This is a genomic window from Avibacterium paragallinarum, from assembly GCF_900450705.1.
In the GTDB taxonomy this organism is placed as follows: Bacteria; Pseudomonadota; Gammaproteobacteria; order Enterobacterales; family Pasteurellaceae; genus Avibacterium; species Avibacterium paragallinarum.
This window is the reverse complement of sequence record NZ_UGHK01000001.1, coordinates 409,406-427,090: the sequence shown is the minus strand read 5'-3', so window position 1 is coordinate 427,090 and position 17,685 is coordinate 409,406. Positions and strand designations below refer to the sequence as shown.

18 protein-coding genes are annotated in these 17,685 nt (G+C 37.1%); 4 read left to right on the top strand and 14 right to left on the bottom strand.

The window, feature by feature from the left end; translation table 11 throughout:
- Position 1: 1 nt before the first annotated feature.
- From atpH to DXZ23_RS02270, 9 genes are all read right to left on the bottom strand, one after another.
- The gene (gene atpH, locus DXZ23_RS02310; protein ID WP_017806726.1) at positions 2 to 550 is read right to left on the bottom strand and encodes a F0F1 ATP synthase subunit delta; all 549 of its coding nucleotides are present in this window, start codon (positions 548 to 550) and stop codon (positions 2 to 4) included.
- 13 nt (positions 551 to 563) lie between these two features.
- A complete protein-coding gene (gene atpF, locus DXZ23_RS02305) occupies positions 564 to 1,034 on the bottom strand; it encodes a F0F1 ATP synthase subunit B (protein ID WP_017806727.1) in 471 nt (156 codons plus the stop codon).
- A 73-nt stretch (positions 1,035 to 1,107) separates the two neighbouring features.
- A complete protein-coding gene (atpE, locus tag DXZ23_RS02300) occupies positions 1,108 to 1,362 on the bottom strand; it encodes a F0F1 ATP synthase subunit C (RefSeq protein WP_005539567.1) in 255 nt (84 codons plus the stop codon).
- Between the two features lie 76 nt (positions 1,363 to 1,438).
- Entirely contained in the window at positions 1,439 to 2,227 is a 789-nt protein-coding gene (atpB, locus tag DXZ23_RS02295) for a F0F1 ATP synthase subunit A (RefSeq protein WP_017806728.1), read from the bottom strand.
- Between the two features lie 22 nt (positions 2,228 to 2,249).
- Positions 2,250 to 2,630, bottom strand: a complete 381-nt coding sequence (locus tag DXZ23_RS02290; RefSeq protein WP_017806729.1) for an ATP synthase subunit I — start codon at positions 2,628 to 2,630, stop codon at positions 2,250 to 2,252.
- Positions 2,631 to 2,771: 141 nt separating this feature from the next.
- On the bottom strand, positions 2,772 to 3,407 hold the full coding sequence (gene rsmG, locus DXZ23_RS02285; protein WP_017806730.1) for a 16S rRNA (guanine(527)-N(7))-methyltransferase RsmG: 636 nt from the start codon (positions 3,405 to 3,407) through the stop codon (positions 2,772 to 2,774).
- On the bottom strand, positions 3,407 to 5,296 hold the full coding sequence (gene mnmG, locus DXZ23_RS02280) for a tRNA uridine-5-carboxymethylaminomethyl(34) synthesis enzyme MnmG (RefSeq protein ID WP_017806731.1): 1,890 nt from the start codon (positions 5,294 to 5,296) through the stop codon (positions 3,407 to 3,409). Before mnmG ends, rsmG begins: the two co-directional genes overlap by 1 nt.
- 551 nt (positions 5,297 to 5,847) lie before the next feature.
- A complete protein-coding gene (gene mioC, locus DXZ23_RS02275; protein WP_017806732.1) occupies positions 5,848 to 6,291 on the bottom strand; it encodes an FMN-binding protein MioC in 444 nt (147 codons plus the stop codon).
- A gap of 60 nt (positions 6,292 to 6,351) precedes the next feature.
- Complete coding sequence (locus DXZ23_RS02270; protein ID WP_017806733.1) at positions 6,352 to 6,570, bottom strand: cell division protein ZapB; 219 nt, start codon at positions 6,568 to 6,570, stop codon at positions 6,352 to 6,354.
- 159 nt (positions 6,571 to 6,729) lie between these two features.
- Between DXZ23_RS02270 and glpX the strand changes: the two genes are divergently transcribed.
- A complete protein-coding gene (glpX, locus tag DXZ23_RS02265) occupies positions 6,730 to 7,743 on the top strand; it encodes a class II fructose-bisphosphatase (protein ID WP_017806734.1) in 1,014 nt (337 codons plus the stop codon).
- A 177-nt stretch (positions 7,744 to 7,920) separates the two neighbouring features.
- On the top strand, positions 7,921 to 10,353 hold the full coding sequence (gyrB, locus tag DXZ23_RS02260) for a DNA topoisomerase (ATP-hydrolyzing) subunit B (RefSeq protein WP_026138572.1): 2,433 nt from the start codon (positions 7,921 to 7,923) through the stop codon (positions 10,351 to 10,353).
- A gap of 125 nt (positions 10,354 to 10,478) precedes the next feature.
- Here gyrB and DXZ23_RS02255 read toward each other — a convergent pair whose 3' ends face one another.
- A complete protein-coding gene (locus tag DXZ23_RS02255; protein ID WP_021723635.1) occupies positions 10,479 to 11,138 on the bottom strand; it encodes an IS1595 family transposase in 660 nt (219 codons plus the stop codon).
- 180 nt (positions 11,139 to 11,318) lie between these two features.
- Here DXZ23_RS02255 and DXZ23_RS02250 point away from each other — a divergent pair, with 180 nt between their 5' ends.
- Together DXZ23_RS02250 and DXZ23_RS02245 are read left to right on the top strand one after the other, a co-directional pair.
- Positions 11,319 to 11,567 carry a hypothetical protein gene (locus DXZ23_RS02250; RefSeq protein WP_035695569.1) on the top strand — a complete coding sequence of 83 codons (249 nt, stop codon included), beginning with the start codon at positions 11,319 to 11,321 and terminating at the stop codon, positions 11,565 to 11,567.
- A 134-nt stretch (positions 11,568 to 11,701) separates the two neighbouring features.
- Positions 11,702 to 12,361, top strand: a complete 660-nt coding sequence (locus tag DXZ23_RS02245) for an IS1595 family transposase (RefSeq protein WP_017805094.1) — start codon at positions 11,702 to 11,704, stop codon at positions 12,359 to 12,361.
- A 24-nt stretch (positions 12,362 to 12,385) separates the two neighbouring features.
- Here the strand turns inward: DXZ23_RS02245 and DXZ23_RS02240 are convergent, their stop codons facing one another.
- The 4 genes from DXZ23_RS02240 to DXZ23_RS02230 form a co-directional block, all read right to left on the bottom strand.
- Positions 12,386 to 13,054 carry a hypothetical protein gene (locus DXZ23_RS02240; protein WP_017806738.1) on the bottom strand — a complete coding sequence of 223 codons (669 nt, stop codon included), beginning with the start codon at positions 13,052 to 13,054 and terminating at the stop codon, positions 12,386 to 12,388.
- Entirely contained in the window at positions 13,055 to 15,478 is a 2,424-nt protein-coding gene (locus DXZ23_RS02235; protein WP_021723646.1) for a glycosyltransferase, read from the bottom strand.
- A gap of 164 nt (positions 15,479 to 15,642) precedes the next feature.
- Positions 15,643 to 15,948: a hypothetical protein gene (locus DXZ23_RS15775; protein WP_243398589.1), complete on the bottom strand. Its 306-nt coding sequence runs from the start codon at positions 15,946 to 15,948 to the stop codon at positions 15,643 to 15,645.
- A 9-nt stretch (positions 15,949 to 15,957) separates the two neighbouring features.
- On the bottom strand, positions 15,958 to 17,628 hold the full coding sequence (locus DXZ23_RS02230) for a DUF8374 domain-containing protein (RefSeq protein ID WP_021723645.1): 1,671 nt from the start codon (positions 17,626 to 17,628) through the stop codon (positions 15,958 to 15,960).
- Positions 17,629 to 17,685 lie beyond the last annotated feature (57 nt).

Genomic DNA, 17,685 nt, shown 5'->3' with positions numbered 1-17,685 from the left:
CTTATAATTGCAACTCATTTGCAAGACGAGCCAGTTGCCCACGGCTACTTCCGTCAATGACAAAATCATCTGTACGAATAATAACACCAGCAATCAGTGCATTATCTACGCTGCAATTTAATTTAACTTTACGAGCAAGTTTCTTTTCCATTGCGGCTGCAATTTTAGCTTGTTGCTCTGCACTTAATGGTTGAGCTGAGATGACTTCCACATCTGCAATCGCTTGGTGTTCACTCACATAATGTTGGAACAGTGCAAATACCGCTGGAAGTACAGTTAAACGCTTATTTTCATCCATTAACCGAATCAAATTTTGCCCATATTGATCAAGTTGGTCGCCACAAATTGAAATCACCGTATCAGCAACTTTACTAGCAGATAAATCACCTGTTAGGAAATCTTGCATCTCTTTATTTTCAACAACTTGAGAAGCAAAATTTAGCATTTCTGCCCATTTTTCCACCGCACTTTTGTTTTGTGCTTGTTGCTCGATAGCAAAATCAAATGCTGCTTTTGCATAAGGGCGAGCTATGGTAGTTAATTCTGACATAAGCCCAACCTTCTTATAGTTCTGCAACTAATTTTTCAATAATGTCATTGTTTGCCGCTTCATCAACCGTGCGACCCACAATTTTCTCAGCACCTGCAACCGCTAAAGAGGCTACTTTCGCTCGTAATTCTTCTTGAACACGTTTACGCTCTGTTTCAATCTCAGCGTGGCCTTGTTCAATAATTCTTGCTTTTAATGCTTCCGCTTCAGCTTTCACTTCTTCTAGGATTTCGTTGCGACGTTTATTCGCTAAATCCACAATTTCTTGTGCTTGAAGTTTCGCTTGATTAATTTCTTGCTCCACCAATGTTTTGGTTTCAGCTTGCTCTTTTCGTGCGACTTCTGCTGCAGCTAAAGCATTAGCAATTGAGCTTTGACGCTCTTCAATTGCTTTAATAATTGGTGGCCAAACATATTTCATACAAAACCACACAAATAGTGCGAATGCAATAAGCTGACCAATTAATGTTGCATTTAAGTTCACAACGCCCTCCTCAATAATGTCATCAATGTTACCCGTTTAGGGTAAAGCTTGGTTGTGCAAACAACGCTGACAATTATTGTAATAATCCGATGAATGGGTTTGCGAAAATGAAAAGTAACGAAATACCTACTGCAATCATTGCGATAGCATCTAAAAGACCAGCAACGATAAACATTTTAGTTTGTAAGCTACTTGCTAATTCAGGTTGACGCGCAGAAGATTCTAAGAATTTGCCGCCTAAAATCGCAAAGCCAATTGCTGTACCTAATGCTGCGAAAGCAAGTAGGATTGATGCACCAATAATCGTAGCTGTAATTACAGTTTCCATAGTTTTCTCCGTTAGATTTAAGAAAGTCAGCCTAATTGGCTGGGTTAGTTAATAAAAATCGTTAAATAATCTGTTTTTAATGTTCCGCTTTGTTGTAAGCGATACTTAAATAAACAATGGTTAGCATCATAAAGATAAACGCTTGTAAGGTGATAACCAAAATATGGAAAATCGCCCACGCAAGATGTAATGGAATGCCGAGTGAAGCAATCGCCATATTGGCACTATACATTACCGCAATCAAAATAAAGATAAGCTCACCTGCGTACATATTCCCGAACAAACGGAAACCTAATGAAATAGGTTTAGCAAGCAAGGTTACAGATTCAAGAATTAAGTTGACTGGAATGAAAGCCCAGTGATTGAAAGGGTGAAGCGTATATTCTTTAACAAAACCACTCAATCCTTTAGATTTGATGGTATAGAAAATAATTAGGAAGAAGACACAAATAGCCATACCAAAGGTTGCACTAATATCTGCCGTTGGAACCGCTCTTAAATAATGAACGCCGAATAGATTTGCCACTTGTGGTAAGAAATCCACAGGGATTAAATCGATGGCATTCATAATGAACACCCAGCAGAAAATAGTTAAGCCTAAAGGGGCGATCACATTGCGTGGACCGTGGAAATTTTCTTTTACCACGCCATCAACCCATTCCACTACCATTTCAACAAAACATTGTAATTTTCCAGGCACACCTGTAGTGGCTTTTTTGCCGACTTTATAAAAAATAAATAGGAATATGATGGCTGAAATCGCCGAAAAGAAAAGGGTATCTAAATGAACGTGCCAAAAAGAATCGCCCGTTTTGAGGAACTCCAAATGGTGTTGTATATACCCAGCAGTTGTAAGGTCAGACATAGTTAATCCCTTGAAATATAAACTAAATTCTACAATATTTACTTACCATAAATGGCAACAAGTTATTTAATAATAATGCGAAAAAATAACCTGTAAAAAAAACCATATAGCTCATTGCCATCACTATTTTAAATGCCACGACAATAAAAATGATCGTACATACAAATTTTATTGCTCCTCCACGATAAAATCGCGTTAGTGGATTATTCTTCTTTTGCTGAAAAAAGAACATCACCCACACAAACAAGACATATGGCACAAAACTGGCTAAAAAACCGAGTAAAAATGACACCGCACTTTGTTGCAATGCCCATAAAAACAAAAATATGACAAGCATAACGAGTAATTCTATACTCAACGCAATCAGATATTGTTTTTTTGTTTGTTTAATGATTGCTGACATTTGTCACATTGTTTAAAAATCAATCTAAAATTAACTTAAAAGAGTGAATTTATTATACGCAAGTTTTACGAGTATTCAACTTATAAAAAGCCCTAGAACATATTCATTTTATTATAAATTTGTTAAATTCTCAAAAAGATTTTAACCTTTACATAACAAAATTAAATGTCTTTCTGCTGATAATTCAGGAACTGTTAACTGGATCACATTTTTTATCACAAAATGTTCCGCAAGTTGCGACACTTCTTCCTGATGATACTGTCCTTTTAACGCGTAAAATAATCCCTTTTCCGCAACGAGATGTTCGCACCAATCGGTCATATCTCGCAGAGAAGCAAAAGCACGGCTTAATACGCCATCAAATAACTCTTCAGGCTGATAATCTTCAACTCGGCTTAATACTGGAACAACATTGGTTAAGCCAAGCTCTCGCACTGCGTTACGAATAAAGCTGATCCTTTTGCCAAGGCTATCTAATAACACGAATTTTTTATCAGGATTAATAATGGCTAATGGCAGCCCTGGTAGCCCAGGGCCTGTTCCCACATCAATAAAATTTTGCCCTTGTAAATAAGGACTCACTACAAGACTATCCATAATATGTTTCACTAGCATTTCTTGCGGATCACGCACAGAAGTGAGATTGTAAGCCTTATTCCATTTATCCAACAACGCCACAAGCTTAACGAGCTGATCTTTTTGCTGATCGCTCACAGAAAGTGCGGTGTTTTCTAGCAGCAAATTTAATTTGCTATTGAGTTGTTCAATGTTAGCCATTATTCACCACGCTTTAACATTCCTTGTTTTTTCAAATTGACCAATAAAATGGAAATTGCCGCTGGCGTAACCCCTGATATTCGGCTCGCTTGCCCGATGGAGCTTGGGCGATGTTGCGATAATTTAGACCGCACTTCATTTGACAACCCTGCCACCGCAGCGTAATCAAAGTTTTCTGGAATCGCGGTATTTTCATAGCGTTTATGGCGTGCGATTTCTTCTTGCTGATGTTCAATATAGCCTTGATATTTAATCGCAATTTCCACTTGCTCCGCCGCTTCTTTGTCTTCAATCGCTGGAGCAAAGGGAGTTAATTGGGTCAGAGATTGATAATTAACCTCTGGACGGCGTAATAAATCTTCGCCACTTGCCTCACGGGTTAATGGGCTATTCAGCAATTCATTAGCTTCGGCCAAATATTCAGAATGCGGATGTAACCAAATGCTACGCAAACGCTGACGTTCTAATTCAATATTTTCCATTTTTTGATTAAAACGCGCCCAACGCTTTTCATCAATCAAACCGAGTTGATGTGCGATCGGCATTAAGCGACTATCTGCATTATCTTCACGCAATAATAAACGGTATTCCGCACGGGAAGTGAACACGCGATAAGGCTCTTTGGTGCCCAAGGTACAAAGATCATCCACCAACACGCCAATATAAGCTTGATCGCGGTGTGGATACCAGCTGTCTTTTTCTTGTACAAAAAGCCCCGCGTTAATACCTGCCAGTAATCCTTGTGCGGCGGCTTCTTCATAGCCCGTTGTACCGTTAATTTGCCCCGCAAAGAATAAGCCTTTAATGGCTTTGGTTTCGAGGGTCGGTTTTAAATCACGGGGATCAAAATAATCGTACTCAATGGCATAGCCCGGTTTGATAATACGTGCGTTTTCCATTCCTTTCATTGAATGCACAATGCCAACTTGCACATCAAAAGGCAAGCTGGTTGAGATCCCATTTGGATAAATTTCATTTGACGTTAATCCCTCTGGCTCAAGATAGATTTGGTGGGAATTTCGCTCAGCAAAACGCATCACTTTATCTTCAATGGAAGGGCAGTAGCGAGGACCGATCCCTTCGATCACGCCTGCATACATCGGGCTACGATCCAAATTATTGCGGATCAATTCGTGAGTTTGTTCGTTGGTATGAGTAATATAACAAGGGATCTGACGAGGGTGCTGATCCACCGAACCCATAAACGAAAATACTGGGAGTTTTTCATCGCCATGCTGTTTTGCTAACACGTCAAAATTGATCGTACGCGCATCAATACGCGGTGGAGTACCTGTTTTTAAACGATCTACGCGTAAATTAAGATCTCTTAATCGTTGAGCTAAGCTTACTGAAGCAGGATCGCCTGCTCGACCACCTGCATAATTTTCCATACCAATATGGATCTTGCCCGATAAAAATGTGCCTGCGGTGAGGATCACCGATTTTGCACGGAATTTTAAGCCCATTTTGGTTTCCACACCCGTTACGCGATCTTGTTCAAGTAAAATATCGGTAACTTCTTGCTGAAAAATATCTAGATTCGGCTGATTTTCAAGGGCGATCCTTACCGCTTGGCGATATAATACGCGATCCGCTTGTGCACGAGTAGCACGTACAGCTGGGCCTTTACTGCTATTTAAGGTACGAAATTGAATCCCAGCTTGATCCGCCGCGGTCGCCATTAAACCACCCATAGCATCAATTTCTTTAACTAAATGCCCTTTACCAATGCCACCAATAGCTGGGTTGCAAGACATTTGCCCTAATGTATCCACATTGTGCGTGAGTAATAATGTTTTTAGCCCCATTCGAGCTGGTGCAAGAGCGGCTTCTGTTCCCGCGTGGCCGCCACCAATGACAATCACATCATAACTTTCTGTATAAAACATAATAACCTTATTGCCTGATTTGCCGTTAAATTTCAAATGTCTATTATGCGATCTTGCGTTATTTTATTTTGAACTTTAACAACCATAATTTTGATTTTTATAAAAGTAACCGCGTATTCTACATTAAATTGATCAAGCCTGAAATCAGAGATTGCAGATCTTGGGAAAATTTAATGGGAGCTAAATAAAGGTGGAGAAAGATCGCAAAAAAGATCCTTGCCTTATTAAAATAAGATCTCTTTTTATATATAAAGATCTTATTATTGTTATTATAAGGATCAGCGATCCTTGTGGGTAAGACAAAAATCGCCTTAAAAATAAATTACTTAGATCCTTTTCCAAGCTGTTTAGATCTCAGGGCTAAATGGTGGTATTTCCTGTGCATAATAAGCCAAGTTATCCACAGGAAGCCTTGAGATTATTTTTGTTTACAGGGAAAACACAGAAATTAGACAAGTTTTTCTTTACTTATCCACAGAATGATAAAAAAATAGAAAATAAATAAAAAGGGATATGAAAGGCAAAAACCATCAGATCCCAAGATGGAATAGCTAGAAATGTTGTAAAAAAGTCGGGATCCAATCTTCTGCATATTGCTCTTGATCGTCCACTTCAAGCACATCAATTTTTAGTGGATCACAAATGGGTTTTGCTCCTTTTTCCATTAAGATCTTTGATATAATATTCACTGCATTGCAAAAGAGATCATAATCAGAATTTCCTAGACCTACCACAGCGAAACGGCGATCTGAAAGATCCAAATTTTGCGATTGAATTTCCGCAAATAAAGGTTGTAGATTTTCAGGCAGCTCACCCGCTCCGTGGGTGGAGGTAACTATTAGCCAAGCGGGTTCATTTTCCACTTCAGCCCAACTCGGGCCGTGTAAAAGTGCGGTGCTAATTTCTTGCGTTTTTAGCACCTCTTGTAAATGCTCTGCCACATATTCCGCCCCACCAAGGGTGCTACCCGTGATTAAACAAAGGTGTTTTTGCATTTTCGCTCCTAAAAAATAAGGCTTAGATCTTCACCTAAGCCTTTATTTTTATTATGAATATTAAACATTATCAATGCGACCCAACAATGAACGCAAACGCTCTTGCCAATTATGGTGTTCACTTTTCAGTTGATCATTTTCTTTGCGTAATGAATCATTCTCTTGCTGTGATTGATTGTTTTTCTCTTTCAATTCTTCAACTTCTAATTGAAGTAATTCAATAGTTTCAACCGCTTGTTTAATTTTTTCTTCGAGCTGGTCTAAAATTTCTAAAGACATAATGGATTCCTTTAAAAAATGGTTGGTTAAGGTAAAACGTATACTTATTCTACCTGAGTTTATCTATTTCGCAAAAAAATTTTACACTTTCCTAACGCAATCGTTTGCTGAGAGTGGTAAAATATGCCGATTTTTAATAAACAAAGAAAGGGTTAAAAAATGAATAGAGCATTAGCCATTGAATTTTCTCGAGTAACAGAAGCCGCAGCACTTGCTGGTTTTGCTTGGCTGGGGCGTGGAGATAAAAATGCTGCCGATGACGCAGCAGTGCAAGTGATGAGATTGATGTTAAATCAAATTGAAATGCGGGGGGAAGTGGTGATTGGCGAGGGGGAAATTGATGAAGCCCCTATGCTCTATGTCGGCGAAAAAATCGGCACAGGGCAAGGGGAAGAGGTGTCCATCGCTGTTGATCCCATTGAGGGAACAAGAATGACCGCAATGGGCCAGCCCAACGCACTTTCTGTACTCGCCGCGGGCGGAAAAGATACTTTTTTACGTGCGCCTGATATGTATATGGAAAAATTGGTGGTTGGTCCTGAAGCCAAAGGAATGATCGACCTAAACTTACCACTGGAACAAAACTTGCGCCGTGTGGCATCAAAAATGGGTAAATTGCTTTCTCAATTAACGGTGATCACCTTAGATAAGCCGCGCCACGCGGAAGTGATCAAAAAAATGCAGCAGCTAGGCGTGAAAGTCTTAGCCATTCCCGATGGCGATGTGGCCGCGTCAATTTTATGTTGTTTGCCTGATGGTGGTGCAGATATGCTCTATGGCATTGGTGGTGCACCTGAAGGGGTAGTCGCAGCCGCAGCCATTCGTGCTTTAGGGGGCGAAATGCAGGCACGTTTAATTCCACGTCATCAAGTTAAAGGCAGCTCGCCAGAAAATCAATCTATTGCCGCTGATGAAATTCGCCGTTGCCAAGAAATGGGTATTGAAGTGAACCAAGTGCTGAAATTAGAAGATTTAGTGCGTGATGACAATCTTGTTTTCTCCGCCACAGGAATCACTAATGGCGATTTACTTAAAGGTATTCACCGCCGTGGCAATCTTGCTACCACAGAAACCTTGCTCATTCGCGGCCGTTCACGCACCATTCGCCGTATTCAATCGGTGCATTATTTAGACCGCAAAGACACCGCACTTTATCGTTTGATCGATGCCTAACAGGCAAAAGGCGGAAAATGCTTCCGCCTTACACCGCACATCATTTAAAAGTGCGGTGCTTTTTTTACTTGATTTTTCCTCATTCCCATTTCGCATCAATTTTCGCTAAATTAGCCAAAAGCCCAAAAATTTGCTATAATCCGCCCAAATTTTTATCAAGAAAAACAGAGAATTGTTATGTCGAATAATGTCCCAGAAAATTATGGTGCAAGTAGTATTAAAGTCCTAAAGGGGCTTGATGCCGTGCGGAAGCGTCCCGGAATGTATATTGGTGATACCGATGATGGAACGGGGTTACATCATATGGTTTTTGAAGTGGTGGATAATGCCATTGATGAAGCCTTGGCAGGCTACTGCTCGGACATTATTGTAACCATTCATTCGGATAATTCCGTGTCTGTGCAAGATGATGGACGTGGGATTCCTGTCGATATTCACCCTGAAGAGGGCGTTTCTGCCGCCGAAGTGATTATGACCGTGTTACACGCAGGCGGAAAATTTGATGATAACTCTTATAAAGTATCAGGCGGTTTGCACGGCGTGGGCGTATCAGTGGTGAATGCCTTATCCGATAAATTACAGCTCACTATCCGCCGTCAAGGCCACGTTCACGAACAATTTTACAGTTTAGGCGATCCCCAAGCACCGCTTACCGTGATTGGCGAAACCAGCCAAACGGGAACGACAGTGCGTTTTTGGCCAAGTCCAAGTATTTTTACTAACACCGAATTTGAATATGACATTTTGGCGAAACGCCTGCGTGAACTCTCATTCTTAAATTCAGGGGTATCCATTCGTTTAATTGATGAACGCGATGACAAGCAAGATCATTTCCATTATGAGGGTGGGATTCAAGCGTTTGTGGAGTATCTCAATAAAAACAAAAATCCGATTCATCAAAAGCCTTTCTATTTTTCCACCGAAAAAGATGATATTGGCGTTGAAGTGGCATTACAGTGGAATGAGGGTTATCAGTCAGAAAATATTCATTGTTTTACCAATAATATTCCACAACGCGACGGCGGCACGCACTTAGCGGGCTTTCGTGCGGCATTAACGCGTACGCTTAATGCTTATATGGAAAAATCAGGGCTGAATAAAAAAGGCAAAAATGACAAAGTAGAAACCTCTGGCGATGACGCACGCGAAGGCTTAGTTGCTATTATCTCGGTGAAAGTGCCAGACCCGAAATTCTCTTCACAAACCAAAGATAAATTGGTGTCCTCCGAAGTGAAAGGGGCGGTGGAATCAGCGATGAATGAGCGTCTGCAAGAATATTTGGAAGAAAATCCAAATGACGCCAAAATGATTGCGAGCAAAATCATTGATGCTGCACGTGCTCGTGAAGCGGCACGCAAAGCCCGTGAAATGACACGCCGTAAAGGGGCGTTAGATATTGCGGGGCTTCCAGGTAAATTAGCCGATTGTCAAGAACGCGATCCCGCTTTATCCGAACTTTACCTTGTGGAGGGGGATTCTGCGGGCGGATCAGCAAAACAAGGGCGTAACCGTAAAAACCAAGCCATTTTGCCATTAAAAGGGAAAATTCTAAACGTCGAAAAAGCCCGTTTTGACAAAATGCTGTCTTCGCAAGAAGTGGGAACATTAATCACTGCGTTGGGTTGTGGTATTGGACGCGACGAATATAACCCTGATAAATTGCGTTATCATAGCATTATCATTATGACCGATGCGGACGTGGACGGTGCACACATCAGCACTTTATTGCTCACCTTCTTTTATCGTCAAATGCCAGAGCTGATTGAACGTGGACATATTTATATTGCGCAACCACCGCTTTATAAAGTGAAAAAAGGTAAACACGAAGAATACATCAAAGACGATGAAGCAATGGTGCAATATGAGCTTAACTTGGCTTTGGACGGCGCTGCACTTTACACCACAAAAGATGCGCCACCAATGAGAGGTGTTGCATTGGAAAAATTGGTGGCTGAATATAACGGCGTGCAAAAAATGATCGGGCGTTTATCTCGCCATTACCCAGAAGCCTTGCTGAAAACCTTAATTTATCAGCCAGAATTAACGGTTGAATTAATGCAAAATGAAAGTGCGGTGCAATCTTGGGCGAAATCTTTGGTGGAAACCTTAATAGAAAAAGAAAGCAGCGGTAATCATTACAGCTATAAATTGCATTTCAACAGCGAACGCCATTTGCACGAAGTGGTGCTAACCGTGCGTACCCATGGCGTGGATACAGACTATGTTCTAGGCTTCCAGTTCGTTAATGGCAATGAGTATGCACGCATTGTGAACCTGGGTTCGCAACTCAACGGGCTGTTAGAGGCTGATGCCTATGTTTCTCGCGGTGAGCGTCAGCACCCTGTATATTCCTTTGAACAAGCGGTAGAGTGGCTAGTAAAAGAATCTCGCCGAGGCTTGATGGTTCAGCGTTATAAAGGATTGGGAGAAATGAACCCAGAACAACTTTGGGAAACCACAATGGATCCCGAAACCCGCACAATGCTACAAGTTACTATCAAAGATGCGGTAGCAGCAGATCAGCTCTTCACCACCCTAATGGGCGATGAAGTTGAACCCCGCCGCGAATTTATTGAATCTAATGCCTTACGAGCGAACTTGGATATTTAAATTTCAATTTTTACAATTAAGCCACTGATTTTAGTGGCTTTTTTATTTGAATTTTCTCTTAAAAACATCTCTATTTTGTGACCGCACTTTTCTTATTTTAATTTTGGGGCTGTAGTAGATTAGCCCTAAATTTCACACCATTTTCGCAATATTTTTAACTGCTCTTTTGGTGTCCCAAAGTTAAACCGAAATTCACATTCCTTCAAGAATAAAGGAAAGTTTTTTCGGTTAATTCCATTATATTTTCGCAGTATCCGCTTCGCCTGATTCCAAAAATTTTCAATGCCATTAATATGATTTTGTTTCACCGCAAATAGCTCGGAATGATTGATTCGTTCGTGGTGAAATTCACTCACATCAAGTGCATCATAACTGCGATAAGTGTCCGTATAAACCCAGCTATCAGGCTTGATTTTTCTTTTAATAACAGGGAGTAATGTTTCACTCTTGGTGTTTTCAACCACAACAGTAAATACCTTTCCTTGTCGTTTTAGTAACCCAAAAACAGCAACTTTTCCAGCCGCTCCTCGTCCTCGTCCTCGTTTTCCCTTTCGATGACCACCAAAATAGCTTTCGTCTAGTTCAATTTCCCCCTCAAAAATCTCGTTAACTTCAAGGGATAAATGATAGCCAATCACAAGCCTGATTTTATGGTAGAACAAAGCGGCTGTATTCGGTTGAATATCTAGCAAATTTGCTGCTGTTCTTGCAGTAACTTCTGCGACAAAAAACTCAAGTAGTTTTTTCTGTATGGATTTCTTTAATTTACAATATGTTATCTTCATTTTTGTAGTATAGCATTGTTGCTAATCTACTACAGCCCCTTAATTAATCCAGTATGTGGATTAACAGAATATGGAACGACAAAAATTGTAATGAGACAGTATGATAATGACTTTACTCAAAATAGTCTTAAATCTTTAAGCCATGAAAATTCTTTTAAAAGGTATAGGAAGCAATGTCTAATGGCGGCTGTGAATGAAAATGATACATTTAATAAAATAATACCTCATCCTAAAAAAACAAAATTTGGTTTGTCCTTTGGTGAAGATATGATTTCTTTGTATTTTTGTTGGAAGTTTGGGTTAGATTGGGTTGAGCATAATTATGCAGAAGGAATACCCAATAGTGTCAAAAATCTAGATTTAAGTTTTTTTGAAAAAGTTAATGTAAATAATCTTATGCACATTGATGCTGTTTATAGAAAAAAATAATTGATAATATAAAAAAATTTGATATTCAGGAATATGATGAACATGACTATGAAAAACTAGATATATTGAATAATTGGTATTTTGATAATAAATAAGGGGCTGTAGTAGATTAGCAACAATGCTATACTACAAAAATGAAGATAACATATTGTAAATTAAAGCAATCCATACAGAAAAAACTGCTTGAGTTTTTTGTCGCAGAAGTTACTGCAAGAACAGCAGCAAATTTGCTAGATATTCAACCGAATACAGCCGCTTTGTTCTACCATAAAATCAGGCTTGTGATTGGCTATCATTTATCCCTTGAAGTTAACGAGATTTTTGAGGGGGAAATTGAACTAGACGAAAGCTATTTTGGTGGTCATCGAAAGGGAAAACGAGGACGAGGACGAGGAGCGGCTGGAAAAGTTGCTGTTTTTGGGTTACTAAAACGACAAGGAAAGGTATTTACTGTTGTGGTTGAAAACACCAAGAGTGAAACATTACTCCCTGTTATTAAAAGAAAAATCAAGCCTGATAGCTGGGTTTATACGGACACTTATCGCAGTTATGATGCACTTGATGTGAGTGAATTTCACCACGAACGAATCAATCATTCCGAGCTATTTGCGGTGAAACAAAATCATATTAATGGCATTGAAAATTTTTGGAATCAGGCGAAGCGGATACTGCGAAAATATAATGGAATTAACCGAAAAAACTTTCCTTTATTCTTGAAGGAATGTGAATTTCGGTTTAACTTTGGGACACCAAAAGAGCAGTTAAAAATATTGCGAAAATGGTGTGAAATTTAGGGCTAATCTACTACAGCCCCTTAATTAAAGATACGCCCTTTCCAAAACAAAATGGTTATAAGTTTTTAATTCTGAATGTCTATTATGCATCCAGTATGGTGCTGCTTCCATAATAGTTCCTGTAGCAATTACTATATTGTCGGCATTCCCCTTTAACAGGGAAAGTGGAGCTAACATAAATCGCCAGTGTCGAGACTCATTAAACCTTTTTATTAAATTTAATCTTTCTGTCCTTATATCCCATTCAAAAATGATAGTATCCAAATTTGCAAAGAATTTTGATTCTCTTTCAAAATATTCACCAAATCTCAGAGATACACAAATGCAATTAGGTAAAATATTCTTCGCAGCTAACGAATCAAACCCACCAGAAAAACCTAGATAAATAGGAGTATCATCACTTATAAAGTATAGGTCAGACTGATTATCATTATGAGAATAATTTTCGCATAATATTTCTATATTTAAAATCTTAGATAAGCTATTAACAATAACTTGACTTGGCTCAATACCTATTATTTCAATAACTTTATCTTCCATTGGTAATGCCAATAATGCGATTCTGAGCAGTTCATCATCCGATACAAAAGTTATCTTTTCTGGAAGAGTTAATTTATGAGTAAAAAATTCTCTTCCATTTATATATGAAAAAGAAAAAAAATTAGTTCTTCCTTTAGAAATAAATATTTTCATCTATACCTCCCAATCAATACTACAAATTAGAAATTTATTTTTAGGTATTCCAATTTTACCTTGAGCATCTAAAATCTGCTGTTGACTCCAGCATAGCTTCCTATCCCAAGGCAAATAAGTTAATGCCACTGTTTTCTGTAATGTTGCTCCCATATCTTTCTCAACACATAATATTGCTAAATTAAACCAAACTTCATCTGTTGGATAAATTACTTCATCCTCATTAAGCTTACATCTCTCAGATATTTTAGCAATAAAGGTAAAAACTTCTTTAGCTATATCATAACGCATAAACATTCCATGCATCATTCCTTTAACATGTAAATTCTCTAATGAAACACCTAGATTAGATAAGCAAATTTCTTGTAAACTTTTATGTGCTAAAATATTGGATGCCCAATAACCACTAATTTTGCCTAAATTCACCCCTACATCATACTTTTTCATATGATTAATTGATTCAGGTAATACATACATACTATCAAAAGTATCCAAGACAATATATTCAGGAGTTACCTCTAAATTTTTTAGCTTATTAAAATTACTTAAATGTAATTCACATTGTTTATACTTTATTTCTGTATCATAGATCTCGGGATTGAGTAGAATTTTTATACCATGTCCATCAGCCAATTTATTTATGTTATCCACAAGAGTTGGCGTAAAATAATTGTTATTAATACAAATAACTATAACTGATGTTTGGGGATTATAATATAATGTATTCTCAATTTTCTTTTCAATACCCACTGGCTCATTTGGATATATTATACTAAACGCAATACCTCCATCTCCTACGGAAATTTTAAGATTATCAACTTCTCCTGTTTTAGTAAACTGATATTTTCTACTTGACTTATCATCATCCTGAGGATCATAAGAATACGAATGAATACCTTGTCTTCTTAATGAGCTATTTACAGCAATAAAATGATTTTTCTTTTGTAAATCTAATTTCTTTATAGAAGTATTATTACCATACAGAACACGATTATAGCTTATTTTATTAATATGCTTAAAGTTACCTACCTCACTTAATTTTAAGTAAATATCATAATCAATTGAATTTTCTATTTTTTCATCAAATCCAGAAGTTAACTTCCATGCTCGTATTGTGAATATTCTGAAATGATGAACTATCATTGCTGTACTTAGCTTCTCTCTCGAAAATTCTGGCCAATTATAACCATTTTCAATAAGACTTCCATCTGGATTAACGTTACGATTAGTAGTATATACACAAGCTAAAGATTTATCTCGTAAAAACTCTCTCAAGCACAACTCTACTGCATCAGGTTCTAAATAATCATCTGAATCCAATTGACCAATATAATATCCATCAACAATTGAAAGTGCTGTATTAGAAGCTGCTGCTATACCGCCATTTTGTCGAGAAATTATTTTAACCCTAGGATTATCACCATAAAGATGTTTAACTAAAGATAATGTATTATCTGTCGAACCATCATCGCAAATGCATACCTGCAAATCCGTAATAGTTTGATTCAATGCACTATCTACACATCTTTGGATATATTTTTCACAATTATACGCTGGAATATAAATACTAACTAATGGAACTCTAAAAATCTTTGTCTCATCGATACTTAATATTTTTCGGTAATGATAAGGAACTTTTTCTTTAACAATATTAATTGTTATTTGCTTACCCGCTGCTCTATCTGTTTCATTCTCTTTACCAAGTGGCTCTTGATGATATGCCATTCCCCCATCTATAGAACGGAAAAAACAACCTTCGCGAAATAATCGATACCCAAACTCATTATCCTCTCCGCCCCAGTGAGTAAATTCTTCATCAAACCATCCCGCTTTTTTCAACCATTTATTTGAGAAAGCTACATTTCCACCACTAAAAAATCTGAATGGAGAATCACATAATCTTAAATCATCAGTTTTCTTGAAATGCTCTAAACGCCAATCGACAGAAATTGTACCCTCATCTTTGCCTGCAACATTATTATTTGTTCTGATCTCAGGCAAATTATTGATGAGTTCTGGAGATTTTAGGAATTGTTCATCTGTAAATTCATGAGTGTCAACATACTTTCTTGGTCCAATCAAAGCTACATCATCATCCTCCAATAAACATTCTACATATGATTGTACCCACTTAGGATTTGGAGCCATATCACAATCTAATATAGATACAAACTCATACTTTGCTGTTCTTAATCCAAGATTTCTGACTGCACATAGCTGATATCCATAATCTTTTTGACGAACATATTTAATATCTAACATTGACTCATATTTTCTAATAATATCATTCAATTCTTCAGGACTTCCATCGTCAGCAACAATCACCTCAAATGGATAATTAGTTTTCTGATTTACAAGGCAAGCTAGAGTAATAGAAAGTATATTTCGTCTATTAAAGGTCGGAATAACAACAGATAATCCCACTGCTTCTTGAGCTATATATTCTCTTTTCTGACTATCTTTTCTTTTCTTATTCCACTTAAAATCATTTGGTCCTTCAGGAAGTGGAAATAACTTAAGATCTTTAGGGAAGTCCGCAGGGATAGGATGAACTTTTTTAACTTGAGCGTTTTCAGACTTTCTTGATGTTAGGTTTTGCCACTTCTGTAATAATATTTTTTTTCTCCTTGCTCTAATTTCAGTTCACCCATATTAGATAGTAATATTTTGGTGGCAATATCTAACTCACCATTTTTGTTCTTAGAGTTTCCAATATTTGCTTCAGCAGTAATATCTTCCTTAGTAAAACCTATATTAAGTTTTTCTTTACATTTCTTTATATGATATTCAACAATAGTTCTACTATATATTTTAGATACTTGTGTAAATAACTCCAATGCCTTCTGGTAATCACCATTATTAAAATATGCAATTGCTTGAGATAATATATTCATATTGACTTCCTAATCATCTTTTTTATTTTTTCTAAATTCCTTAACCAATTTAGGTAGCTTACATAAAAAAACTAATATATTGTTTTTTAAATAAAGCTCACCTAATTGATAAGAAAGATGACGTTTCACTTTCTCTGATTGAAGATAATCTTGATATTCTTCTAATCTAGGTAAAGTTTTCTGCTGTTGGTTATATTTTTTATGTATTTTATATTCACGTTGAATATGAGACAGTGAAAACGGCATTTTTAGCCAACCTGATAAACTACGACTATTCTTAATCATTTTTGCACCAAGCTGATAATTCAGTTGTTGCTTGACACGTTCAGGTGCTCCGAATAATAATGGCTTTTGTTTTAATTTTTGATTTTCTTCAAAATAGTGCTCTAACTCTTGTTGCAAGATATGCACCTGTTCTAAAAGTTCTTTATTCTCCTCAGATAATTCTTTTTGTAATAAATGATTTTTCTCTTTTATTTGTTGCAATTCCTTAGCAATCTTTTCTTTTTCAGTTATAATTCTAGTGGTTTGTTCTTGTATATTTCCTAGCTGTCTAGAAAGTTCTTGACTATTTTTTCTGCTATGATCTAAATCGTCTTGTAATTGATGATTTTTGAGTTCTAGATTTGCTTTTTGTGATGAAAATGAATTTTGTGCTGTATTTAATCTCTCAGACAATTCTGTTGTTGAAGAAGTTAATTCAGCTATTCGATCTTGATTCTTTTTGATGGTATATTTTTGGCTCTCTAAATCAGATTTTTGTTTAATCAGATCTTTCCAAGCACTTAACACTGCTGAATTTTGCCCTTCAAGAGTAAGGTAAGGTAAGGTAAGGTAAGGTAAGGTAAGGTAAGGTAAGGTAGCGTTATTTTGTAATTCCTCATAAATATTAGCAACTTCTTTATAGCCTTGAAGGATATTATTTACTACAAATTTTTCTAATGTTGAGTTCTGCCCTTGTTCAGTATCATCTTCAACATCCATAACATCACACTGCTGTTCTAAAGATAAAGGAGCTGATAATGTATTTGCTACTTTCTCTACAGCACTATTAACTTCATCAAGCATTTGTTGCCCACAAAGAAGTACACTACGTGATTTATATTGATTAAATAAGGTCAACATTTTTTGGTTATATTGTTGCCACTGCTGTAATTTATTATCTATCTCGTTAGCACTTAAAGATAATGCTTGCTCTACGTTAGAATGTAAGAAGATATTACTTGGGTGATCATAAACAAAAATAAATTTAATCTCAGGATCTAATTCTGCCCAGTAATTTAAAACTTCTATCGCATTAGAATCTGCCCATCCCCACATATCTTGCTCTAAGTTGGATAGCATTAAGTCTAGAAATAATCCATTCCATATTGGATTAATTTTTAGTTGATTATTTGAACCAGTTACAGGCATTACAGAGATAATCTTCTGTTTCTTTCTTCTTTTGTTTTTATTACCTTTGATAGCAATCTGAGATTTATTAATAATTGTTTCTGGGAAAATAGTCGCCGATGTATTTTCTTGTTGCGAACATACTTTTCGTAAAATTTCTGTAATTTCTACTGGAGTAAGTTGCTCTCGTTTTGATTTATTAGCAGGATCCAATCCATGTTGTTGAAGTAGCCGCTCAACATTCAAAAAATGAGAAGAATGATGTCCAATAATAATAAACTTATTCATAAGTGCCTGTATATCTGAATATTCAAATTATAAAAAGGATAGATTTAAAAAGGTTGT